The sequence below is a fragment of the Pseudoxanthomonas sp. CCNWLY206-1 genome, assembly GCF_039710385.1.
Classification (GTDB): Bacteria; Pseudomonadota; Gammaproteobacteria; order Xanthomonadales; family Xanthomonadaceae; genus Pseudoxanthomonas_A.
Map to the genome: position 1 here is coordinate 739088 of NZ_JBDKXI010000001.1, position 23600 is coordinate 762687.

Annotated in this window: 24 protein-coding genes and 1 pseudogene; 5 read left to right on the top strand and 20 right to left on the bottom strand. The window is 60.5% G+C overall.

Annotated elements, in window-relative coordinates; all coding sequences use genetic code 11:
* Nucleotide 1: 1 nt before the first annotated feature.
* From AADW18_RS03075 to AADW18_RS03110, 8 genes and pseudogenes are all read right to left on the bottom strand, one after another.
* The gene (locus tag AADW18_RS03075; protein ID WP_337341872.1) at nt 2-595 is read right to left on the bottom strand and encodes a TMEM175 family protein; all 594 of its coding nucleotides are present in this window, start codon (nt 593-595) and stop codon (nt 2-4) included.
* 30 nt (nt 596-625) lie between these two features.
* Nucleotides 626-1402: an alpha/beta hydrolase gene (locus AADW18_RS03080; RefSeq protein ID WP_337341873.1), complete on the bottom strand. Its 777-nt coding sequence runs from the start codon at nt 1400-1402 to the stop codon at nt 626-628.
* A 60-nt stretch (nt 1403-1462) separates the two neighbouring features.
* The gene (locus AADW18_RS03085; RefSeq protein WP_337341874.1) at nt 1463-2266 is read right to left on the bottom strand and encodes an SDR family oxidoreductase; all 804 of its coding nucleotides are present in this window, start codon (nt 2264-2266) and stop codon (nt 1463-1465) included.
* Nucleotides 2267-2286: 20 nt separating this feature from the next.
* A complete protein-coding gene (locus AADW18_RS03090; RefSeq protein WP_337341875.1) occupies nt 2287-3294 on the bottom strand; it encodes a bestrophin family ion channel in 1008 nt (335 codons plus the stop codon).
* 61 nt (nt 3295-3355) lie between these two features.
* Nucleotides 3356-4000 (bottom strand): glutathione S-transferase N-terminal domain-containing protein, encoded by a 645-nt coding sequence (locus AADW18_RS03095; protein ID WP_337341876.1) that lies wholly within the window; start codon nt 3998-4000, stop codon nt 3356-3358.
* Between the two features lie 555 nt (nt 4001-4555).
* A pseudogene (locus AADW18_RS03100) lies at nt 4556-5740 on the bottom strand (cytochrome b N-terminal domain-containing protein); the annotation flags it as partial.
* Between the two features lie 129 nt (nt 5741-5869).
* Nucleotides 5870-6403 (bottom strand): Ohr family peroxiredoxin, encoded by a 534-nt coding sequence (locus AADW18_RS03105; protein WP_337341877.1) that lies wholly within the window; start codon nt 6401-6403, stop codon nt 5870-5872.
* Between the two features lie 93 nt (nt 6404-6496).
* A complete protein-coding gene (locus AADW18_RS03110) occupies nt 6497-7267 on the bottom strand; it encodes an SDR family oxidoreductase (RefSeq protein ID WP_337341878.1) in 771 nt (256 codons plus the stop codon).
* Nucleotides 7268-7604: 337 nt separating this feature from the next.
* On the opposite strand from AADW18_RS03110, the gene AADW18_RS03115 reads away from it, so the two are divergent.
* Nucleotides 7605-8084, top strand: a complete 480-nt coding sequence (locus AADW18_RS03115) for a carboxymuconolactone decarboxylase family protein (RefSeq protein ID WP_337341879.1) — start codon at nt 7605-7607, stop codon at nt 8082-8084.
* Nucleotides 8085-8159: 75 nt separating this feature from the next.
* Complete coding sequence (locus tag AADW18_RS03120; RefSeq protein ID WP_337341880.1) at nt 8160-8585, top strand: cupin domain-containing protein; 426 nt, start codon at nt 8160-8162, stop codon at nt 8583-8585.
* A gap of 213 nt (nt 8586-8798) precedes the next feature.
* Here the strand turns inward: AADW18_RS03120 and AADW18_RS03125 are convergent, their stop codons facing one another.
* On the bottom strand, nt 8799-9494 hold the full coding sequence (locus AADW18_RS03125) for an HD domain-containing protein (protein ID WP_337341881.1): 696 nt from the start codon (nt 9492-9494) through the stop codon (nt 8799-8801).
* A gap of 13 nt (nt 9495-9507) precedes the next feature.
* Nucleotides 9508-10551 carry an alpha/beta hydrolase gene (locus tag AADW18_RS03130; protein WP_337341882.1) on the bottom strand — a complete coding sequence of 348 codons (1044 nt, stop codon included), beginning with the start codon at nt 10549-10551 and terminating at the stop codon, nt 9508-9510.
* A gap of 388 nt (nt 10552-10939) precedes the next feature.
* Here AADW18_RS03130 and AADW18_RS03135 point away from each other — a divergent pair, with 388 nt between their 5' ends.
* Nucleotides 10940-11761 carry an alpha/beta hydrolase gene (locus tag AADW18_RS03135; protein WP_337342111.1) on the top strand — a complete coding sequence of 274 codons (822 nt, stop codon included), beginning with the start codon at nt 10940-10942 and terminating at the stop codon, nt 11759-11761.
* Nucleotides 11762-11836: 75 nt separating this feature from the next.
* On the opposite strand, the gene AADW18_RS03140 is transcribed toward AADW18_RS03135, so the two are convergent.
* Nucleotides 11837-12463 carry a response regulator transcription factor gene (locus AADW18_RS03140; RefSeq protein ID WP_337341883.1) on the bottom strand — a complete coding sequence of 209 codons (627 nt, stop codon included), beginning with the start codon at nt 12461-12463 and terminating at the stop codon, nt 11837-11839.
* Entirely contained in the window at nt 12456-15509 is a 3054-nt protein-coding gene (locus AADW18_RS03145) for a two-component regulator propeller domain-containing protein (protein WP_337341884.1), read from the bottom strand. Before AADW18_RS03145 ends, AADW18_RS03140 begins: the two co-directional genes overlap by 8 nt.
* 277 nt (nt 15510-15786) lie before the next feature.
* Here AADW18_RS03145 and AADW18_RS03150 point away from each other — a divergent pair, with 277 nt between their 5' ends.
* Entirely contained in the window at nt 15787-16182 is a 396-nt protein-coding gene (locus AADW18_RS03150; protein WP_337341885.1) for a hypothetical protein, read from the top strand.
* A gap of 72 nt (nt 16183-16254) precedes the next feature.
* Nucleotides 16255-17292, top strand: a complete 1038-nt coding sequence (locus tag AADW18_RS03155) for a LysR family transcriptional regulator (RefSeq protein WP_337341886.1) — start codon at nt 16255-16257, stop codon at nt 17290-17292.
* Nucleotides 17293-17328: 36 nt separating this feature from the next.
* Here AADW18_RS03155 and AADW18_RS03160 read toward each other — a convergent pair whose 3' ends face one another.
* From AADW18_RS03160 to AADW18_RS03195, 8 genes are all read right to left on the bottom strand, one after another.
* Nucleotides 17329-17757, bottom strand: a complete 429-nt coding sequence (locus AADW18_RS03160) for a DUF1801 domain-containing protein (protein WP_337341887.1) — start codon at nt 17755-17757, stop codon at nt 17329-17331.
* Nucleotides 17758-17800: 43 nt separating this feature from the next.
* The gene (locus tag AADW18_RS03165) at nt 17801-18019 is read right to left on the bottom strand and encodes a hypothetical protein (RefSeq protein WP_337341888.1); all 219 of its coding nucleotides are present in this window, start codon (nt 18017-18019) and stop codon (nt 17801-17803) included.
* Between the two features lie 31 nt (nt 18020-18050).
* A complete protein-coding gene (locus AADW18_RS03170; RefSeq protein ID WP_337341889.1) occupies nt 18051-18458 on the bottom strand; it encodes a VOC family protein in 408 nt (135 codons plus the stop codon).
* An 8-nt stretch (nt 18459-18466) separates the two neighbouring features.
* Nucleotides 18467-18883, bottom strand: coding sequence for a helix-turn-helix transcriptional regulator (locus AADW18_RS03175; protein ID WP_337342112.1), 417 nt, complete (start codon nt 18881-18883; stop codon nt 18467-18469).
* A 166-nt stretch (nt 18884-19049) separates the two neighbouring features.
* Complete coding sequence (locus AADW18_RS03180; protein WP_337341890.1) at nt 19050-19682, bottom strand: DUF1801 domain-containing protein; 633 nt, start codon at nt 19680-19682, stop codon at nt 19050-19052.
* 397 nt (nt 19683-20079) lie between these two features.
* Nucleotides 20080-21456, bottom strand: a complete 1377-nt coding sequence (locus tag AADW18_RS03185; protein ID WP_337341891.1) for a S8 family serine peptidase — start codon at nt 21454-21456, stop codon at nt 20080-20082.
* Nucleotides 21457-21863: 407 nt separating this feature from the next.
* Complete coding sequence (locus tag AADW18_RS03190) at nt 21864-23033, bottom strand: glutathionylspermidine synthase family protein (protein WP_337341892.1); 1170 nt, start codon at nt 23031-23033, stop codon at nt 21864-21866.
* Nucleotides 23034-23035: 2 nt separating this feature from the next.
* Nucleotides 23036-23590 carry a DUF1190 domain-containing protein gene (locus tag AADW18_RS03195; RefSeq protein ID WP_337341893.1) on the bottom strand — a complete coding sequence of 185 codons (555 nt, stop codon included), beginning with the start codon at nt 23588-23590 and terminating at the stop codon, nt 23036-23038.
* Nucleotides 23591-23600: the final 10 nt, after the last annotated feature.

A 23600-nucleotide genomic window follows, 5' to 3' on the forward strand; every position in this document is an offset into this window, starting at 1 on the left:
ATCAGGACCCGGCGACGCCAATAGCCCGCTCGATTCTCCGATCCGGCACCAGCCATATGAGGGCAACCGAAACATAAAGCACCTGAGCGATCCAGTTCACCCGGAAAGACAGGATGATAGCTATAACGTAGAGCAATGGCGGTAGCTTTCCTTTCCAATCCTTTCCGATGGCGTGCTTCAGCGCGGACTCTGGCTCATTCGCGAAGATAATGCTTCTTTGCAGCAGGTAGTAAGCAATGGCCGTCATGAGAAGAACGAACCCATATACCGCCGATGGCATCGTTTCGAAATGATTTTCCCCCATCCACGCTGTCGCGAATGGAAACAGCGATAGCCAGAAGAGGAAGTTCAGATTGGCCCATAGCATCCCGCCGGATACTTTTTTTGCCGCATGCATCAAGTGATGATGGTTGTTCCAATAGATGCCGATGTAGACGAAGCTCAGGACATAGCTCAGAAAGGCGGGAATCAGCGGCCGCAGCGCGCCAAGATCGGATCCGTGTGGAACCCTCAGCTCCAGGACCATGATGGTGATGATGATCGCCATCACCCCATCACTGAACCCTTCCATCCGGCCTTTTCCCATGCCTGCCATGCGCCAGTTCCAGCCGAGGTTGCGGAGAGACTAGTCGGACCGCGCCGCCGCCAGCACCAGCGCCGCGATGGCACCGGGATGGGACACCATCACTACATGCGAAGCGCCGGACACAACCACGGTCTTCCGTGATTTCGCTCGATCAGCCATGAATGCCAAGGCAGCCGCAGGAATATTCTTGTCCTTGTCGCCATAGACAAACCACGAAGGAGTTTGCTTCCAGCCTGATGCGCCAGCCGGCTCGTTGAGTGCCGCTTCGGTCACCGGGCGTTGCGATATCGCCATCAGCGCGGCTTCGGCTTCGCTCACGTCCGCGGCGAACTGATCGTGAAACTTATCCTGGCGGATATAAAGATCCTTCCCGCCCGTAGTCAGCGTGACGGGGGCCGCCAAGGTCCCTCCAAGAGTGCTGCCGGGAAATTTTCCCGAAAGCCCTGCCGCGGTTTCCCCGGCTTCCGCCGCGAATGCGGCAACGAATACCAGTGCCTTGACCTTTCGGCTTGGGCCGGCAACCTCGCCTATCACCAAGCCGCCATAAGAATGCCCCACCAGTACGACGGGGGTCTTGATCGAGTCAACGATATCGCCGACGTACTCGGCATCGCTCTTGACGCCTCGCAGCGGATTGGCGACAGCAACCACAGGGTAGCCCTGCTCCTGCAGAATCGAAGCCACTCTGTTCCACGATGAGGCGTCGGCGAAAGCACCGTGAACCAGAACGATCGTGGGCTTGTCCGTCTGCGCCGTGGCAGCCGGGCAGACCAACGTCGCCGCAATCAAGAAAATAGATGCGATGAGTTTATTCATTTCGATATTCCTTCTTTGGATTGACGTCGTTCACGGGTGGCGCCGGGGTACTCGTCCGGCTTAAGAGGTGCGTGCCATTGGATTCGGATGGTGGACATGCGGCATCTGCCGTGGCCCGGAGAGATATTCATTGAGCCAATCCCTGAAATAGGTGCTTGCAATCAACGCGCGGGGTCCTGGAGTGAGCGTATGGTCATCCAGGATCGCACCGTAGTAGCTGGCGCCGGGGTCCGCCATTACAGGCCTGTCGTCCTGGTAGCTGTACATGACCCATTGAACGAGATCGCACAGCCGGTAGGATTCCGGGCCGGCAATCTCGACGACCCCGCGCGATGGCGATGCCGTCGCAACATTGGCCAACAGAGCGGCCACGTCGTCCGCTGCCACGGGCTGCACCAAGGCGGGCGACAGATGGACGTTTTCCATGACAACGCCGGGTGGGATGATGTTGGCCATGAACTCGAAGAACTGCGTCGATTGCACCAGCGTGTGCGAGAGGCTCGAACGTTTCACTAGGTCTTCCTGCACCTCCTTCGCCCGGAAATATCCGCTGGTTTGCAGCCGTTGCGTGCCAACCACCGACAGCGCCAAATAGTGGGAGACGCCTGCGCGTTCGCTGGCCGCGAGCAACTGTTCGGTCGATTTCTTGAAGAACTCGGTAACTTCAGGTTCGTCGAACGATGGCGAATTCGTTACGTCGATCACCGTATGCGCCCCACTTAACGCCTCGTCCAATCCAATGCCCGTAATGGCATTCACGCCGGATCTTCGCGAAGCGGCATTGACCTCATGCCCGTGTGACCTCAGCCTGGCTACAAGCTTGGTACCGATGAGGCCATTTCCGCCGACTACCGCGATCTTCATTGTCTGGCTCCTGACCGTCGTCACATCACGACAGGACTGGTCGGCTGGGACCTGATTGGCACATCGCTTTCACCCAGCAACTGTCTCAGGTCTACTTCAATGGATGTACATATCTGCGAGATGGGAACATCGTTCGCCCCACCCTCGAATGGATTGGCACTACTCTCCCCCACCTGGTCCAGTGCGGCGTACATCCATGAGATCAGCACGCTCAAGGGGATCGCCAACCAGACCATCTGGCCTGCCATCACGCCGATGACCGCCTGGTTCAGCCGCTCAAGCTCACCGATTATTCCCAGCGGCAGGAGAATGCAAAGGATCCTGACGAATATCGCGTTGATGATCGCGTACTGCCTCGGATACGGGTAATTCTTGATTCGTTCGCTCTTTGCCTGCAGGTCCTGGAACTCCTTGAGCACCTTCTGCAGCTCGAAAAATACGTTGGCCGGGATCGCGCCCGAACTGAACATCGATCGGAGCGCTTCGCTTTGCAGGCCGATGACCTGCGTCGCTTTGCTGGTAGCGATGAGGATCCTGCTCTTCTCTCCCGGCGAAACGTACTTCGCGATCTCCGCTTCCAAGGCGCTCTCTTTTTCAGGAACGCCGTAAGGCTTCAAGTACTCCGCGTTGGATGCGCTCTTGACCGTCTCCCAAGCCTTGCTTTCCCGCATCTGGTAGCGCAATGCCGCCAACCACGCCAGATGGCGGTAGACCAGGCGCCTGGAGTCCTTTTCGTCCGTCAGAAAATCCCTGCTGACCATGCCCCAAAGTCGGCTCGTACCGGCAATGGAGGCCCATATCTGCTGTGCTTCCCATGTCCGGTTATAGGTCTGCGTGCTCTTGAAGCCCGCCATGAGGGCGACCGTGGTGCCCAACATGAAAGTCACACCCCAAGGGATGATCAGCCATCTGAAACCAACCACCTGATAGAGCGTCACGAGAACGACGTTGAAGACGACCAGCGCGTAAAGCCAGCGCCTGGTCCAGAAGACGAACTCTGTGAATTTGTACGAGCGGCCGGCGAGCATGGCGGTTGGTTTCCTACGGGTGATTGTCGGCTTTGAGGGTCATGGACATCTTCAGGAATCGCTAGCTTCCTAGCCTCGGAGCCGATGACTGCTCGAGTTCATCCTCTTCGCTGGCGATCGCCGCAAACACGCCTTCATCCTCGAACATTCGTTCAAGAAAGCGCAGTAGATTGTCGAAATCACCCAACGGAATGTTCTTCCGGATGGCCCAGCGCAATATGACGAACAGATAGGGGTCCGCGATTGATCGGGTTCCGACCAGCCAGTCCTTTCCCTCCAGTTGCTTGTCCAGACGCTGTAGATGAACACTCACCTGAATTCGCGCCTGTTCGCGCAAAGCATCCGCGTGCGCTTCATCGGGCAGGAAGCGCGATGGCGTGAAGATGGGCTTGAACGCCATATGGACGTCGGAGTTGAGGTAGGCAAGCCAGCGCATTACATCCGCACGTCCCTTCGCGCTGCCGTCGCCCAACAGTGCTGCTTCCGGGCGTTGTTCGGCGATGTAACCCAGGATCGCGACGTTCTCCGTCAATACGAAGTCGTCATGCAGAAGCATGGGTACGGTACCGTTTGGATTCATCCGCAGATAGTCGTCCGACTTGATCGTCTCCGAGCTCATGCGCACGGCTTCATGAACAATGCCGGTCCACTGCAGCACGATGTGGTCCGCCAGTGAGCACGCGCCAGGAAAGTAGTAGAGCCTCATGGGGTCTGTTCCAGTGATAGTTATTGGGACTATTTAAGATGTGAATGCGTGGGGTGCTTCTTGTCCGCCGTTTCGCCGTGTTGCTGATCGGACTTCCGCGGGGACACCGCGCCGACGTGGGTTGTCCCGTGCACGAACGGATGGAAAGTGCACGCCCGTTACAGCCTCCTCGACGACCTGACATCCGTCTTCTTCGTTACGGCGGACAAGAAGCATTTGCGCTTTTCAGTTCCGCATCGCTTCTCGCGATGGCTGTTGGCGTGAAGATGTGCGGATGCTGCTCGTTGAGTACAGGTTAGGTCCGCGCTCATGGCGGCGGAAGCCTTGGCGAGGGACGCAGCATGTTGTTCACCACGCAACAATTCGCCGCGCCTTCATCACGGATTCCGTGCATGCTGGAAAACACCTGGCTCTGTAGGAGCGGCGTCTCGCCGCGAGCTCTTCGCTTCTATCGCAATCTGAGGCGAAGAGCTCGCGGCGAGACGCCGCTCCTACAGAATCGCGGATTCCCGTACGAAGACGCGGATTGATGGATGAGGCCTGGAAAAGCAGTCCTCAGGTCACTCGCTCCGGCACGGGTCTCGTCCGCTCGATACCAAATCCGGTGTACATCCATAGGAACACGAAGAACCCGAAATAGCCGACCAATAGCGCCCGCCCTATCCAGTTCTCCACCAGGTTGACGTCGATACCGCTACCCAGCAGCCGGGGCAGCAGGTCCGCGACCGCGCCAATGCCTACGGCACCCAGCAGCACGAACGATGCGGCGAATACACCTAGCGCAATCCGGTATCCACGGCCGCGATAGCGGATCGATTTCACCCTGCCGCGATCGAGCCAGGGAAGCAGGAACAAGGCAAGGATGGCCAGAAACATCACCAGCACGCCGAAGACCTTGTCCGGCACCACACGCAACATTGCGTAGAAAGGCGTGAAGTACCAAACGGGCTTGATGTGCTCCGGGGTGACCAGCGGGTTGGCTTCGACGAAGTTGTCGTATTCCAGGAACAGTCCACCCACGGTCGGCGCGAAGAAGATCAGGAATGCAGCTATCAACAGGAACACGACGGTACTGAGAAAATCTTCGGCCGTGTAGTACGGATGGAAAGGAATGCCATCCAGCGGCTTGCCGTCACGTCCTGTCTTGTCGTGGATCTCGATGCCGTCCGGGTTGTTCGAACCGACCTCATGCAGCGCCAGGATGTGTACGGTCACCAGCAACAGCAACACTATGGGAAGCGCCACCACATGCAGCGCGAAGAACCGATTGAGCGTGGCGTCCCCGGGTACGTAGTCACCCATGATCCAGTGCGACAGGCTGTCACCGACCACCGGTATCGCACCAAACAACGAAATGATCACCTTCGCGCCCCAGAATGACATCTGCCCCCATGGCAGCACGTAACCCATGAAGGCCTCGGCCATCAGAACGACGTAGATCGACATGCCGAGTATCCACACCAGCTCGCGTGGCCGCTTGTACGATCCGTAAAGCATCCCACGCAACATGTGACCGTAGATCACCACGAAGAATAGCGAGGCACCGGTAGAGTGCATGTAGCGGATCAGCCAACCCCATTCGACGTCGCGCATGATGTACTCGACGGAAGCGAAGGCATCCGCCGACGATGGTTTGAAATGCATCGCCAGGAAGATGCCCGTCACCAGCTGATTGACCAGCGTCACCAGCGCGAGCACACCGAAGTAGTACCAGACGTTGAAGTTCTTCGGCGCGTAGTACCGGCTGGTGTGTGCGGCAATGAATGAGACCAGCGGCAGCCGATCCTCGGCCCACGCGAGCAACCGGTTACGGGGACGTATGCGAACTATCTTCAGGGCCATATCGGATTGCCTCACCGCACGCAGTGGTTAGGTTGGATCTTTGTCGCCAGCCGTCAGCGATGAGGGCTCGGATGCGACCGCCACGACGTGGTCGATGCCATGGCGGAACATCTTCGCGTAGGGACAGATGCGCTCTGTGTTACGTACCAGCTCCGCAGCCAACGCCCGGTCCAAGCTCGGAAGATCTACGCGAATCTCGGCTGACAGCAGGAATAATCCATCTATCGGGTCGCGTGCGAACGTCACTGCGGCCTCCACGACCAAGTTCTTGAGCTCAACACCGGAACGGCATGCCAGCAGCGTCAGGGCGCCGTGGAAGCAGGCGGCGTAGCCAGCCGCAAGCAGCTGCTCAGGGTTGCTACCACCGCCCGGCCCACCGAGCTCGGTCGGTAGACGCAGATTCACTTCGAGCGCGTCGTCATCCGACTTCACGACACCCGAGGCGCGTCCATGCGCGGCCTCGCCACCCGTCACGCGCACGCGTCCGGTGTAGAGCTCTTGGGTTTCTTTGCCGTGGTACTTGTCCAGCATGCTTGTCGGTGGCGGCTGCAGCGGAGTCATGGGCGCGTGGTGTCCTCATCTGGTTGTTCTGTTCGGCACAGGCGCGGTAATGCAGTTGCCAGGACACGTCCTCAGCAGCCGGGCGCCGCGGTGCTATGCGCGCGGTGCGGAGCGGGCGAACTCGGACTGTTCCATCCAGCGTTCGAAGTTCACTGCGCCCTGCCACGCTTTCCCTTCGGGAACCAGCGTGTTGGTCTTGAGTTCGGCACCGAAGTAGCGTGCATGCACATCGCTGATCACTTTGCGGGGATCCTGGGTGATGCTCATGAAGCGCTGCGCCAGATCGGACAACGGCTCGCGTTCCGGTCCTGATATCTCGACGGTGTCGTTGGCAGGCGCTTGCACCGCAATACGCGCGACTGCGTCGGCCACGTCTTCGGACGCGATCGGCTGCACCAGCGCTGGGGCCAGGCGCACGGTATCGCCATCCGTGGCCGACTTGATGATGCCGGGCAGGAATTCGAAGAACTGGGTCGAATGGATGATGGTGTACGGGATGCCGGCGTTCCGGATCAACTCTTCCTGCACGATCTTGGCCCGGAAGTAGCCACTTTCGGCCAGCTTCTGGGTTCCGACCACGGACAACGCCACGTGGTGACCCACGTTTGCCTTGGCTTCCGCGTCAAGCAAGTTACGGCCGGCGGTCTGGAAGAATTCCATCACGGCCGCGTCCTCGAAAGAGGGTGAATTGGAGAGATCCACGACGGTGCCCGTACCCGCCATGGCGGCATCGAGCCCTTCGCCGGTAAGAATGTCGATCCCGGTCGAGGGGGCCGCCACGACCACCTCATGTCCTTGGTCGCGCAAGCGCGAAACCACTTTGCTTCCGATCAAACCGGTACCACCGATGACTACAACTTTCATGTTCCACCTCTTCATTTGCTAGCGGGGGAACCGGCCTTCCTGGAAAGCGAAAGACCGGCGATTGCGGAGATGATCCTAGGAGCGCAGCACCGGAGGCAGTAGCCACTGACCGGGATTCACGGTGTTTCCTGTTACGCACCAATCGCCCGTCTCTCACAACAGGTAGCAGCCGAGCGGGCCTGTAACAGCAGCCCTTGATGGTGCGCATGCATTGGTGCACCGCGCGCAACACCGCGCGTCCTTCCGGCGATCTACTCACACGGCATGGCACTGCCTAGATTGGCCGCGGACCGGAGACATGCGTCCTGCGGCCTCCCCCACCCAAAAGGAATCAATCATGAGTCAACGTGTCGATTACCAGCAGCAGTCCCCCGAGCTATTCAAGAAGTTCGTCGAATTCAATCTGCTGGCCAAGCAGTCCGCGATCGAGGAATCCATCTGCGATCTCGTCTCCATTCGCGCATCGCAAATAAACGGTTGTGCGTTCTGTCTGGACATGCACATCAAGCAGGCCACCATTCATGGTGAACGCCCGCTTCGCCTGCATCACCTGGCTTCGTGGCGCGAATCCCAACTTTTCATCCCACGCGAACGCGCGGCTCTGGCATGGACCGAAGTGCTAACCCAGTTGCCGCCGCAGGGCGTGCCCGACGACATCTATGATCGCGTGCGCACACAGCTGTCGGAGAAGGAAATCTCCGACCTCACCTTCGTGGTGATGGCGATAAACGCGTGGAACCGCATCAATGTCGGGTTCCGCACCGTGCCGGGGAGCTACGACAAACCGTTCGGCCTGGAAAAGGCCAAGCTTTCCTGATATCGACCGCCGGGCGTCCAATGCCCGGCGGCTTTTTTACCTCGCGATCTGCCGCGGCGGATACAGGAGTTACCGATGTACATTCACCGTTCTCTCAGCCTGCTTGCCCTGATGTGGTCTGGCGCCGCCATGGCCCAGGGTCCGGCTCATGATGCTGGCACTGCCGACGCCCCTCCCCCCGTCGTCACTCACGTCATGACCCAGGCGCTTCCCGACTATCCCGGTAAGGAAGCGTTGATGATCACCGTCGAGTTTCCTCCCGGCGGCGTCGACCCGATCCATCGCCATGATGCCCACGGTTTCATCTACGTGCTCGAGGGTTCTATCGTGATGGGTGTGGCCGGCGGCAAGGAAGTCACCTTGACGCCTGGCCAGAGCTTCCACGAAGGTCCCGACGACGTGCACACGGTGGGGCGCAACGCCAGCAAGGACAAGCCGGCGAAGTTCCTGGTCCTGCTGCTGAAGGATGCCGGCAAGCCGGCGGTGATTCCGGTCCCCTGAGCCGAGTTGCGATGGCGCCAGGCGGACCATCTGTCCGCCTGGCGCCTTTCGCGTGCCAGCAACCTGATAAAGCCGAATCCACGACCATCACGCTGCCACCGCTTCTTCCTGGCGCCGAGCAAGATGAAGATGCCTTCTTCACATGGCCATGCGTCTGCTAGAGCCAGCGCGATCGGCCATGACGTGAAACAGAAACAACCACACCGCCACCGGCTATTCCTCGAACGGGGCATTCAATAGGCTGTCGACCATCGACGGCGGTTTGTAGCCGTGGACATAGCGCGTCCCAAAGTCGCGCGCGAAATTGTCGTAGGTGGTCTCCGGCCGGTGCTCGCAAAGGCCGCATATCGCTTGGGCGAAACGTTGCTTCATCGCCAGGCGGGGAAACTCTTCCAGGATTCGCGCGATCTGCTGCGCCGGCAGGCGCTCATAACCCCACCCACCCCAGTCCAACCCTACGCCCAACACGCACAGCGCGGCCTCGGCTTCTTTGTACAGGCAGATCGATGGGGTGGAGTTGAGCGCGATGCTGTCCCATATCAACTGAGCCCGCCGCTTATCGACATCGAAGCCGCTGGCGAGCTCCCGTGCAACGTTGGCTCCTTCCACCTCGAACCTGAGAGGACCGGCAAACGCCTCCGACAGGCCGATGTCATGCAATAGCGTGGACACCGCCAAAACTTCTGCGTCGTAGGGATCGCCCTTCTGTTCCGCGATCAACGTCGCGAACAGCCATGATCGCATCACGTGGTTGAAGAGATACGGATCCAGATGTGTGCGGGCGATGTCATAAGCGCGGCGCACCAGCGGCGTATCCGCCACAGAAACACCGGCGATTATGCGGGCCGGCGGAGATAAAGCATGTACATCCCGAGACGGTTTCATCTTCGGCTTGTCGGTAGAACGCATGGCAACGCTCCTCTCAGTGGGTCGCATCAAGCAGGTCCAGTACTGCCTCGGCAAACGCCCGCGGAGCCTCCTGGGGTAGGTTGTGGCCCACACCTGGTACGACGCGATGTGCGAGACGGCGGGTGAAGTACTTGCCTTGGGCACTACCGTCCGTGGCTGCGACGACGCCATCGGCATCGCCGTCCAGTGTGATCGTCGCTACGGCGATCTGCGGTAGCGCTGCCAGGCGGCGCTCGATGTCGGCGTATCGTGCGATGCCTTCGGCGGTGCCCATCCGGTGACGATAGGAGTGGATGACGATGTCGACGAAATCCGGGTTGTCGAACGCGCTCGCGCTGCGGTCGAAGGTCGCCTCGTCGAACGCCCAAGTGGGCGAGTTCCGTTCCCACAGGATGCGTGCGATGTCGCGCCGATTCTCGGTAAGGCCCCGATGCCCGCGCTCACTCTGGAAATAGTGCTGATACCACAATCCCCATTCCACGTGGGCGGGTGCTGGCCTTACAGACGCGGCGATGTCCTGAATCAGATAACCATTAACCGAGACCAGCCCACGGCATCGGCCCGGCCAGAGCGCTGCCACTACGCAGGCTGCCCTGCCACCCCAGTCGTATCCAGCGAGTATTGCGTTGGGAATATCCAATGCATCCATCAGTGCGATCACGTCGGCGCCTATCGCCCCCTGCTGACCCGACCGTGGTTCAGATGAATCCAAGAAGCGGGTGGTCCGGTGCCCACGCAGATAAGGCACTACCACCCGGCAGCCTTGCGCAGCGAGCATCGGGGCGACGTCCTGGTAACTGTGCACGTCGTAAGGAAAGCCGTGCAGCAGGAGTACGGGGGTGCCGCCTCGCGGTCCGAGCTCGTGATATCCCACGTCCAGCGGCTCGGCACGGATTCGCAACAGTGGCCCCAGTCCTTCGTCAGGGGCGACCGCTTCCTTTGCAGAACCGGTGGTTGCCAGCAACGGGCCAACCGCTGCGGTAACACCGCGCGCGGCAAACCCCATCACTGCGGTCGTCAAGATGTCTCTGCATCTCTCATCGATGATGCGGGTCATCGCGGCACTCCTTCAGCGTGGGATGCGGGCAGCGTATTTCCTCCTTCGTCCCCGCCGGTAGAGTCGGCATGGTGCCCACGATGTTGCCCGTTCGGAATCAATGCATGGATAACCGCGCCACTCGCGCATTGATGCTTCGAGATCAACATCGTGCGGCCTGATCCAGGCCTACCGCGAAGCCGACCGCCTTCCTATCGTGCGCATGTCGACCCAACCGGAAACTGACATGCAGGCACCGACAATCACTTCCCCCATCGACTCCACCCGTCGCCGGTTGCTTGTATCGAGCCTCAGTGCGGTGGTGTTGGCCGCCATCATTCCCCCACCCGCCACCCGGGCCGCGATCCGCGGCTCTTCCTCTCCCGCCCCATCCACAAGGAACCACGACATGCAATCGATCACCACTCAAGACGGCACCGATATCTTCTACAAGGATTGGGGCTCCGGTCAGCCCATCGTGTTCCACCACGGATGGCCATTATCCAGCGACGACTGGGATGCGCAGATGCTGTTCTTCCTCGAACAAGGTTATCGCGTCATCGCGCATGATCGACGCGGCCATGGCCGCTCCAGTCAGACGGCGACCGGCAACAACATGGACACCTACGCCGCCGATGTCGCGGCACTGGTTGCTCATCTTGACCTGCGTGATGCCATCCACGTGGGTCACTCCACCGGCGGCGGCGAGGCAGCGCGTTATGTCGCCCGCCATGGTGCCGGCCGCGTGGCCAAGCTGGTATTGATCGGCGCGGTGCCGCCCCAGATGCTGAGGACCGCCACCAACCCTGGCGGTCTGCCGCGCGACGTATTCGATGGTCTTCGCAAGAACCTGGCCGCCAACCGCGCGAGTTTCTACTGGGACTTTCCGGTTGCCTTCTATGGCTTCAACCGTCCCGGTAACCCGTTGTCCGAACCCCTGCGGATGAACTGGTGGCGGCAGGCCATGCTCGGCGGCGCAAAAGCGCAGTACGACTGTATCGAAGCGTTTTCGGAAACGGATTTCACCGAAGACCTGAAGCGTATCGACGTGCCAACCCTGGTGATGCACGGTGACGACGATCAGATCGTGCCGATCGACGACTCGGCGATGCTCTCGTCCAAGCTGCTACGCAATGCCACCTTGAAGGTCTACAAGGGGTTCCCGCACGGCATGTGCACGACGCATGGCGGGGTTATCAATCGCGATCTTCTCGCGTTCCTCCGCAGCTGAAAGCCACCCCTGCGCTCTGAGCCTCCCGATGGAGATGTCGCTGCACCGCAGCGGCATCTCCACCGCCCGCAGGCATTAGAGTTCGATGATGCCGCGTCGGGCCGCGACCGTGACAGCGTGGGTGCGGTCCGCGACATCCAACTTTGCAAATATGCTTTTCAGGTGCCCTTTTACCGTCTCTTCGGAAAGGCCAAGCTCTGAGCCGATCTGCTTGTTCGCTTTTCCAATTGAAACAAGGCGAAGGACCGCGACCTCTCGCTCGGTCAAAGACTCATCGACCACATGGAGCGCGATCTCGTCCGCGACGTCTCGATGCACGTGGCGCTGGCCACGATGAACGTTATGGATCGCGTCGATCAGTTCGGTCCGCAGACTACTCTTCAACAGATATCCGACAGCGCCCGCCTTTAACGCGCGAACTGCCTGCACATCCCCTGCATAAGTGGTGAGCACGATGATCCTGGCACCAGGGTGCTCGGAACGGATTGCGGCAATCGCATCAACACCATTCATGCCCGGCATCTGCAGGTCCATGAGGGTCACATCAGGCCGCAACGCACGGAAACGCTCGATGGCTTCACTCCCGTCACGCGCCTCGCCGACCATGGTCATATCGGTCTGGTTCTCCAGAATCGCCGCAACGCCATCGCGGAGTACGGGATGATCGTCGACGACGAGAACGCGGATCTTTGACTCATTCACTCGTCGAATTCCTCCGCAGAAAGCGCGCCAGCCAACGTCGGCCGCGCGGCTTTTGTTTCGCGAACGCCAGCTCAGCCGGCAGGGTCAGTGTAATTTCGGAGCCATCGTCCAGGCTGCTGTTGATGGTAATGCCGCCGCCGATCCTCTCGGCCCGCTCGCGCATGCCGATCATGCCGAAATGACCTTCCTTGTGGCCACGCGCCAGCACACTTTCCGGTATTCCCACGCCGTAGTCCCGCACACGTACGGCCAAGTGCCGCGCTTCGAAACCGATCGCGATCTCGGCGGATGGAGCTTGAGCATGATAGGCAATATTGAACAGCGCCTCGCGCACGATCCTGGTGATCTCCGCGGCGACCAGGGGATGCAAGGGGCGCTGCTTTCCCTCCACCACGATTCGAACAGGAATAGGCGGATCGAACGGCGCGGTAGCGACAAGCTGCTGGATGATCGCGCAAAGATCGTTTGTACTTTCGATCCCGCGCAGGTCTCGCACCCGATCGCGCGCATCAGCGACGACATTGTCTGCTGTCGCCAATGCTGCATCGAGTTGCTGCCGTGACTTCTCCTCTACCGGGATCCGGTCCGCGACCGCCTGAAAACGGAGAATCAAGCCCTGGACACCTTGCAGCAACGTGTCGTGAAGCTCGCGTGCGATGCGTTCACGCTCTTTCATTCGCTCCTCGAGCCGGCTACGGATGCGATTCGCGATCTGCGTCACGCGCAGCCGGTAAACGAACCACAGCAACACCAGCGTCAGCACGGAGCACAGCAAAAGGAACCACACGGATTGAACGAAGGTAGGTGGAATCTCGACATCGAGCGCTGCACCGGTCCGATTCCACACACCATCATTATTGGCGGCGATTACCCGGAACCTGTACTTTCCGGGCGGAAGATTCGTGTAGAACGCCTGCCGCCTGGTACCAGGATCAACCCAATCCCGGTCGAATCCTTCAAGCATGTAGCGAGCACGCACGCGGCGAGGATCAGCAAAGCTCAGCACAGCAAAATCTATCTCGATATTGGACACCGCGGCTGGAAGCTTTAACGCCGCCGGATCACGATACACGCGGCCATCGCCGTTTACCGATTTGATCGCAAGACTTGGGGGCAGTGCGTTGCGGACAATGCGCGCGGGATCCATCCACAACGTCCCGGTTTCGGTCGCAATCCACAATCGTCCATCGCCGCCGCGCACCATGGACCGTTGTGAGTGTGAATGAGGGCGGCTCGTCAGCCCATCGCCAAGACCTAGTGATAGCGCCGGCACCGGGAATGCTTTGTCGGCAAACGCGCGCTCCAGTTCCTGCGGGCGAAGCCGAACCAGCGATTTTGGATAGGCTAGCCAGGTGTCGCCTTCCGGAGTCCTCACTATCCCGTTGATACGGCTGGTTGGAGACACTTCAGCGGCCCATACCGTCTCCACATGTCCCGCGCGAAATCGGGACAGCCCGAAGGCGCCAGCGGCAAACACATCGTCTCCCGTGGAGTAGAGCGTGAGCACCTTGAGTTCACTGGCCCCAAAATCCAATGGTGTGGACGCTCGCCGGGAACCCTCAAGCCAAACCAATCTGTTCCCCTGTTGGACGACCACGCCCCCATGCGGCGTCCGAGCCATCGTCGTCGGATAGAAATCGGCTTTATCACCCGGCTCCAGGACCGATTCCCATTGCCCGTGTCGGTATCGGTGTACGCCGCCTCCCGCGGCGGATATCCAGTAGTCGCCGTTTGCATCGAAGGCGCAGTCATAGATGACGTTGTGATGGGCGGTCCTGTCCGGACGCTCGATGATCTGAAGGAGGCCGGCGTTTGCCGCAACGAGGATATGCGTTTGGGTGCCCACCCAGATGGCACCACTAGGTGCTTCGCACAGACTCTGTGGTTCGGTGTCGGTACGTAAGAACGGCGCCGGCACTCCACCAGGCCTGACACGATAGATCGTCCGCGCCTGACCTATATAGACGCTTCCATCCGATGCATCCAGAAGCTTGTCGCCATAGACGGCAGGGGACGCGAGGGCTGTTTCGGCGATCAACGTTGCGGGCCGGAATTTATCCAGTCCCCCTTCGGTACCAACCCAGATGTTTCCTTCCCGGTCCTCCAACAACTGGTTCGTCACGTCCGACGACAGGCCATCGTGGCTGGTGAAGGATTCCGCATCGACGCCGGCACCCTCGAAAGGCACGTTCGGCGCGGCCAGACGCTGCATGCCGTCATAGCGCGTCGCTATCCAGAGATTTCCTTTTCGATCAAATAATGGCGTACCTCGAATCTGCACGCTGCCAGTGCGATACGGTTCCCGCATTGGAGTGGCCGGTCCGCGTCCGCCAGGTCCGGTGATGGGATAGCTTCCCCGCTTCTCGGAGAGCCATATTCGGCCAGCCGGATCCTGCGACAACCTGCCGAGAGGTGTGTGCCGGTAGATTTCGAACCGCGCCGTGCCCGGTTGCAAGCGTGCGATGCCCGTGCTGCATGCGATCCAGACCGCACCATCGGCCGACACAAGCATGTTGGTCGAATTGCTTTGTGGCAGGCCGTCCGCCGCGTTGAACTTTTTCCAATGTCCCTTATGAAAGCGAAGCACTTCAGCGTCGTAGTTCGCCGTCAACGCCCATATTGCACCATCACCCCCTTCCGCCATGGCCACGATCCGACTCGGGGCGGCTGGCGCATCCAGGATTCGGAGCACGCCACGCCGATAGACGGCGAAGCGACGCGACGTTTCGAAGTTGGTCCAGACATCACCGCTCTTCGTCACCAACAACGCGCTCGGCAACGCGTGCTTCTGATCACCGGCTTCGGCTTCGATCAGCTCGAATCGGAGCCCGTCGAATCGGAACAGCCCCTCGCCTGTCGCGAGCCAGAGAAAGCCGTCCTGCCCTTGTGCCACCGCCACCACCGGTACGGGAGCTTCGCTTCCCTCGATCCAGCGCTGGTGCGAATACTGCGCAAGGAGCCGGGGCTCCCCTGCGGACGCGGGCAACGGCAAAGCCGCCACAACGACAAACAGGAGGATTCTGAGTAGCCGCACCGTCGCTTTCACTCGTTTCCTGGCTTTGGCCAACAAGTCCGCACTGTACGGCCTGTACCTATGGGAGGGTCTGGTTTGCAGATACGCAGGGTGGCGTCCTCCACTGCATATCGGCCTATAGGTCCTTTTTCCTTACCCGCGACCGCACAGATCGGCGAGGCGTGCACCGTAAGTGCTGGCGCGCTCTAGTTTGCCGCCCGAGGTCGGACATCCTACCCCTCGATGGAGGTTCCGCGACAGCCCCCGATCGAGGCTTAGCGGATGGACAACCGGACGATATCGTCGGCGGATGATTAAATACGCATACCGCTATCCCGATGGCGCTGTCGGGTTCGCTTTACTGGTTATTCGCACGTGCTACGCATTTGTCGGATTTGGCGTGGCGACGACGATATCGGCAATTCCTGTAAGCGCAAACTTTCTTCATCTGGCCGCGGTGCTGATCGCCTTGTTGCTGGTAGTCGGATTTGCGACTCGAGCGGCCGCCCTGCTTCTCGGCTTGGCCGTGGTCGTCGCCCTGATCATGTCTGCTCCTGTCCAGCAGCTGCTCTTTGCGGGCCATGTCGGCGGCTGCGCGGCGATCGTACTAATGGGAGCCGGCGCTTTCTCGATCGATGCCCGGCGCCATGGCCGCCGCGTCATTCAATTCCAGGCGAATACCCCGGATCGGGGGGCTGACGACTGACCTGCCCTGGGATGCCGTACGCCAGGTGTTGCTGGCAGCCTCTGTGCACCGCGCTGACGATACGAGGACACCATGTCAATCATCTCGCCACCCAAGGACTTGCTTGATCAACGCGATCGACTGACGTCCAGCTTGTCGGCCAGCTATGCAGGCGTGGTCGCTTTCATTGCGGTGGCCAACGAAGGCAGCTTCTCCCGTGCCGCCGACCGGCTGGGCATCGGCCGTTCCGCGGTCAGCCGGAGCGTGCAGAAGCTGGAAGGCCAGCTCGGCGCGCGCCTTTTTCTACGCACGACGCGAAGTACCACGATCACCCATGAAGGCGAATTGTTCTATGAGAACTGCCGGCCCGGTGTCGAGCGGATCCTGCAGGCCATGGAAGAAATGCGCGATCTGCGGGAAGGCCCGCCGCAAGGAGAATTGAAGATCAGCGCTCCCCACGGATTCGGCCGCGGCGTTGTCGCGCCGCTACTGACCGAGTTCCGGACCCGATTTCCAGCGGTGTCGCTGGAACTGCTTCTGGAGGAACGCGCCATCGATCTGGTAACCGACCGGATCGATGTCGCTTTTCGCGATGGTCGCCTGGAAGACAGCCAAGTCATCGCCAAGCAACTGATCCCCATGCAGATGCTGGTTTGCGCGTCGCCCGAATATGCCCGCCGGAATGGCTTGCCGGAGTCCATCGATGATTTGGCTGCACATGCCTGCATCAACCAGCGGCTGGCAAACGGCCGTTTGCGGAGCTGGGATTTCAAGGTCGACGGTCTCGCACGCAGCATCACCCCCAATGGGGACATCATCGTCAACGACCCTTCTCTGGCGCTGCAGGCGGTGCTCGACAGTCAGGGACTCGCCCAATTGGCGTCGTATCAGGTCTGCGCCGCGTTGCGGGCCGGAACCCTGGTGGCCTGCCTCGCTCACGTTGCTCCTGATGATCGCGGACATTATCTGTGCTATCTCAGTCGCCAGCAGCTACCCAAGCGAATCCGGGTGTTCATCGATTTCATGACCACCCGGATCCGTGCTCTGAATCTCGACTGTCCCGCTGTCGGGCTGGATGAACGACGCCAACCGGTTCCGGTGCCTGCCTCGGGAATCAGCTTCGCAGCCTGAACCGGAGAAACTAAGGACTGAACAATTTTCGATCAGCTATTTAGTTGCTTTTTGCGGCGCCTTTCGCGCTTTAGACGTGTTCAACTCCACGGCCGCGCGAATAAGTGCCTTGAATGCTTTCTCATCGATCTTGTCCCCCTCATGGATATCGATGGCGCGCCGGGTACCACCATCGAGACTTGAGTTGAAGAGACCGGAGGGATCGTCCAGCGAAGCGCCCTTGGCGAAGGTCAATTTCACCTTGTCCTTGTACGTCTCGCCGGTGCAGATGATTCCCGCGTGCTCCCATACCGGAACCCCTAGCGGATTCGATGGCTTTATCCATTTCACTTCTTCGATCACTTCGGGATCGGCTTGCTTGATGAGCGCGCGGATACGGGAGAGCGTCTCACCACGCCAATCAGTCAATTTTCCGATTTTCAGGTCGATCAGCTTGGACGGAGAATCTAATAGTTGTTCGGCCATGGTGTCGCTCCTGTATGCAATTGATGTTTGGCCCGCATCGCGTTCACTTCGGTGTGCTGGTTCGGCCGCGTCGCCACTTGGTGATGTAGGGCAAGGCGAACAAGTACCACCCCGTGAGCAGGAGCAAGACCAGCGGAAGCAGTGCCGCGATGCCTGCCCAGATGGGATATGGCTGCTGTCCCATGACGAAGAAATTGGCGATGAAGCCGGCAGTAAACGCGACAGCCAGCCAACGGTGTATCTGCCGAATCCAGATATTCAATGGGATCCCCTTTTAAAACGTCCCTGAGCCATCACCGCCGTGCCTCGATCATCTTCCAACCGTTTCCCGACGGGTCACGGAAGTTGGCGTCCACGTTGCCGTAGCGCTCTTCCGGTGCCTGTGTGAACTCTACGCCACGAGCGCGCATTGTTTCGTAGGCGCCGCGGCAGTCATCGACATTAAGCACGAGCGGCGGCATGGCACCCTTCGCTACGATTTCACTCACGGTCTGCGCGGTCGACGCGTCAAGAACCGGCGCCTGCGGCTTGAACAAGCCGAGCTGAAACGATGGCTGGTCCGGGTGATGCACCGTCAGCCAGCGGTAATCGCCATTCCGCACGTCGGTGTGGATGCGGAATCCTAGTTTGTCGACGTAGAACGCGACGGCTTCATCCTGATCACGGACGTACAGCCCGACCACTCCAATACCCTGACTCATGAGACCTCCTACTTCTGTTGGGGCTCTTTTGTAGCATCCGTCTCCTGCCGCCGCTTCTCCGAAACTGCGGTGGTGAGGCCGGGCCGGTAGGCAGCGCTGATAAAGCACGCCGGCACCTGCTTGAGTTGCTGGCGTGCGGCTTTCTCGCGCGCACGCAGCTCGCCCGGGCTCTCGCCTATCACGTCGCGAAAGGTGCGCCCGAATGTTCCCAGGCTGTTCCAACCGGTCTGCAGTGCGATCTCCAGGATAGGCAACTCCGTGTCGCGGAGCAGCGCCTTGGCCCGTTCGAGCCGACGCGTGAGCAAGTATCGATGGGGCGGAACGCCGAACGCTTCCTTGAAGGATCGGGCGAAGTGGGCCTCGGAGACACAGCTTACCGACGCCAGCCGGCCGACGGGCCATTCCTCGTGCGAGGCGGCGTCCATCCGGTCCTTGGCGCGTAGCAGGCGGCGCAGCAGCTCGGGGTCCTGGCTTGTACGTCCCGGCCCTTGCTTACTTTCGGCACCTGTTTCCTTGTGCGGATCGGGTGCCCTCATCGAAATCCACAGCCCCGCATCGGTTCGCGCCCGCGCGGGCTCGCACTCGCGCCGCTCACATTCGTTCACCCGGCAATTCGCTGGCCTGCTTCACCCAGTCGGCGAACCGGGCTTCATCGAGCGGCTCGTCCTCATGAATGTGGAGATAGCGCACGTCCTTATGCTTGGACTTGACCGGCGGGACCGGATGCAGCGATGCGCCGCGGAAGAAAGCCACCTTGATGTACTTGGCGAAGCAGTGGTAACTGAGGAACCAGCTATCATCCTCGGTGCCATAGAAGGGCGAATTCCATTTGACTGCCTTGTGCACCTTGGGGACCGAGCGTGCGATGAGCGCGTCGAGGCGGCGCCCGGCTTTGCTTTTCCACCCAGGCATCGCCGCGATGTAGGCCTTTACGGGGCCGTCGCCGTAGCCCTTTGGGATCTGCGGGTTGCCGCCCGAAAGAAGCGCCGGCTTCTTCGCGGTTTTCGCAGGGGCGTTGCTCTTGCTTGCGGCAGTCTTGGGCGACGCCACGCGAGCAGGCGATGGCTTTTTCTTTGCCTTGGCGGGCGCCTTCGTGGACTTGCGGGCGGCTGACTTGTCTGCCGTCTTGCGCGGTTTGGTTGCCTTCGCTTCGGCAGGTTTGGTCGCAGTCTTCTTTGCCACCTTTGCCACCTTTGCCGACTTCTTGGTCGTCTTGCCGGTCATTGTCGTCACTCCGACGGATCCTGTCCGTAACCAAAGGTGCTTGATTATAGGTGCTGTCCTTACGGGTTCTGACTGGGAGCCTGCCTGACCGCCGCCCTTGTAGGAGCGGCGTCCCGCCGCGAGCTCTTCGCTCCTATCGCGACCTGACAGAAAGAGCTCGCGGCGGGACGCCGCTCCTACCAAAACGGCGGCTCCGTGAACACATCGAACCGCCATGTCGGCGCAGTATCTTCGTTCCTATCGCGATCTGACGGAAAGAGCTCGCGGCGGGACGCCGCTCCTACGAAAGCGATGGCTCCGTGGCCATGTGGCAGCCGCGAGCTCGGCTTGACACGGGAAAGCCGCCGGCAATAGCCGGCGGCCTTCGTACGATCCGTCGATGACCGCAGACGCTGCCTTATGGCGTCAACGTCAGCGCGTTCGCGGCGGTGATGATGCCCTCGCCAGTCGCGTTCTCGTCCCAGCACGCCTCTTCCGACGCCCCGCCCGGCAGCGATAGCAGCGCGCAACCTTCGCCCATGGGCAATGCCGCGGTTTCCAGGATGTCCTCGACATCGGCCTGCAGCAGGGTCGGGTTTTTCTGCAGCATCAGCGCGGCGATGCCGGCAACGTGCGGTGACGACATCGACGTGCCACTGAGATAGAAATACGACGTCTTGCCGCTCTGCGTCTGATAAGGACCTACGATCCATGAGCCGGGCGCGACCACGTCCAGGTCCTGCCCCGCCAACTCGCGACTGGAAAAATCCGCGATGTGGAAATCGGCAACGGAAGTAGGATTGGGTACGTCGTCGGCGTTCCACCAGTTGCCGGGATTGCCGTCGGCGCCCGGTTTCCACTGTCCATTCCATCCTGAAGCGGCCGCTGAGATCACCGGCTCATACGCACCGGGGTAACCCATGCCGGCCTCGCCTTCGTTGCCGGCTGCGGCGACGATGATGACGCCCTCTCCGATTGCGTAGTCGATCGCGGCCTTCTCGACGGCATCCAGTTGCGATCCGCCCAGGCTCATGTTGATCACCACCGGCGCATTGCCTAACGCGCCGCTGGCCTTGAGGTCGGCGACATACACGATGCCGGCTGCGACTACCGACGACCAGCCGGAGCCGTTCTGGTTCAGCACTTTGACGGGTATGACGGTGGCCAACGGCGCGGTGCCATTGATGGGCACGCCATTGAGGCTGTAGCCCAGGATCGAGCTGGTCACATGAGTGCCGTGCGAGTTCTGGTCGTGTTCCCATTTGTTCGTAGGGTCTGACACGTTGCCTTGTTCACCGCCACCGCCATTGAAGGCCTTGGCGAACTGCGTGGCGATGCGTTCCTGCGGAAAATACCGACGCCACGTATCAAGCAGTCCGGTATCGAGCACCGCGACGTAGACGCCGCTGCCGTTGTAGGAAATGGTGCGCCCCTGCCCCAGATTGGTCACGTCCACAGCATCCTGGTCCCAGGTGCTGATGCCGTTTGCGAAGTGAGTGGCACTGACGGTATCCACGGGTCCGCCGGTGCGTTCGGCATCCGGATTGGCGGCCAGAACGAACGGAAGCGCCCGCACCGCTGGCAGCTGGCTTTCCGTGGTCCGCAACGTAACGGCGCCGATCTCCTCCAGTACGTCGCGCACGGTGCCATGGGCGCCCAACTGCGCCAGTACCGCGGGTGACGGATCAGTGCTAAGCAGCACGTTGACGCCGATCTGGCGCGAAGCGGGGGCGGCTTGCGCAGTAGCGGAAAAAAGACAGGCCAAGGCCAGAACACTCAATGCATTCTTGATCACGGAAACCTCCTCAAATGAACCCGCCGGGCGGGCATGAATAGGATTTTTGCTACGGAGCAAACGCAGTCGAGACGGTCGACCGCTTCCTGTGGCTGCTTCCCTGTGATTTCCCCTAACCGGTGCGTGCGCCCTCCGAGCCGGGAGGATGCGCGCGGGTTTGTTCGTCCCGCGTGATTGGATGGAACACCGCCTAAGGCAAGGCGCCGGTCGATGCGGCACAGCACAAAATGGGCGAGATAATCGCGAATACAGTTGTAGCTGTTCGCCGCGGCACCTGTTTTACCAAACGTGTAGGAGCGACGTAAGTCGCGATGAAGCTTTACCCGTAAAGCTTCATCGCGACTTACGTCGCTCCCACAGGTTTGAAGGGAATCGCGGTAAAGAAAACGGCAGCAGCGGCCAATTCATCAACCGATAATCGCGTGCGGCACGAAGCGCGAGGTGTCCTGGGTGATCAGGGTGGTGTCTTCGCGCATGCCCACACCGCAGGCACGGTCGGCGACGATCCAGCTGCCTACCAGCGGATAGTTGCCATCGAACCGCGGCAGCGGATGATAGGCCTGCACGATCGCCGGCCCGTCGCCATATGGGCCGGCCGTGCCGAAGCGTTCGCCCGCGGCGGTCACCACGTCCACGTTGGCGCCTTCGCGCGAGAACAGTGGCTTGCGCACGAATCCCGAACCCAGCTCAGTGCCTGGGCTCGCCTCGAAGTACGCCTCGAGCAGATTGGGATGACCACGATGGCGTTCCCACAGCAACGGCAGAATGCCCTTGTTGCTCAGAATGGCTTTCCACGGTGGCTCCAGCAGCTGCATCCTGTTGGCGATCAGGCTGGGACCGAATTCCTCTTCCATCATGAATTCGAGCGGATACAGCTTGAAAAGCGTCTGGATCACTTGATCGTCGCGATCGGTGAACCAGCCGTCGGCGCTCAGACCGATGTCCTCCACGGCTACAAGCGCGGTGTCGATGCCTACCTGGCTGGCACAGTCGCGCAGATAAAGCACCGTGGCCTGGTCTTCGACCGACTCGCGTACCGCAGCGAAATGCACGCGCTTGCCGATGCGTTGCTGAAGCGCCAGCGTGGCGAATGTTTCGCACAAGGCTTCCTGCACGCTGTTGTACTGATCGGCACCCGCCGGCAACGCCTTCGCTTCGATCTGCTGTTCCAGCCACAGCCACTGGAAATAAGCAGATTCGTACAAGGATGTAGGCGTGTCGTAGTTCAGTTCGTACAGTTTGGCCGGGCCCTTGCCGTCGTAGGCCAGGTCCAGACGGCCATACAGATGAGGCTCGCCGGTGCGCCAGGATGCCGCTATCCAGTCCCAGTAGCGCTGCGGGATATGCAACGCGGTCAGCAGCTCCTCGCTGCCCACCACCTCATCGACCAGCGCCATCGCCATGTCGTGGAGTTCCTGGCTGGGCTGCTCCAGGTCGTCTTCAATCTGGCGCAGAGTAAAGGCGTAGTAGGCTGACTCGTCCCAGTAAGGTTCGCCATCGATGGTATGAAACTGGAAGCCGAGTTTTTCGGCTTGGTTTTTCCAATCCGGCCGTGGGGTGATAGGAATGCGTTGCAAGGTCAGCCACCAAATCCGCGCGAACCGAACGCGCTACGCGCCGCGGAACTGGAACCGAACCCAGAACGCGACACCGTGATGGCGCGTGCCGGCGTGGCGATGCTGCCGCGCCTGCCGGTCACCGTGCCGGGCTGCCGGCTGACCATATCGCCGTTCGGATTGATGTAACGGCCGCGGTAGTCGCGATACAGGGGCGCGGCGCCGGATACTCCACGCAAGCCGCTGTTGTTGTTGAAGCCACCGCCCAGCATGTAGCCCAGCAAAAAGCCGCCCATCGGTGGGATGTAGCTGGTACGGCCTTCTTCCTGCACCGCTTCGCACCGGCCGAAATCCTGCTCGCACTGCACCACATCATCGAACCGCGGCGCCACACGCTGATGCTCCGCCACGGCCTTGTTGTAAGCCGCTTCGCACTGAGCCGCCTCGACTTGTTGCGTTTGGCAGTCGGCAATCGAATCCAGCACCACACCGGTCGGCTCGCCCGAGCCGCACGCTGCCAGCCCGGCCGGCACGGCGACGGCCATCAACGAGAGTCTGAGGTTGCGGGAACGTTTCATGGTGCGCCCC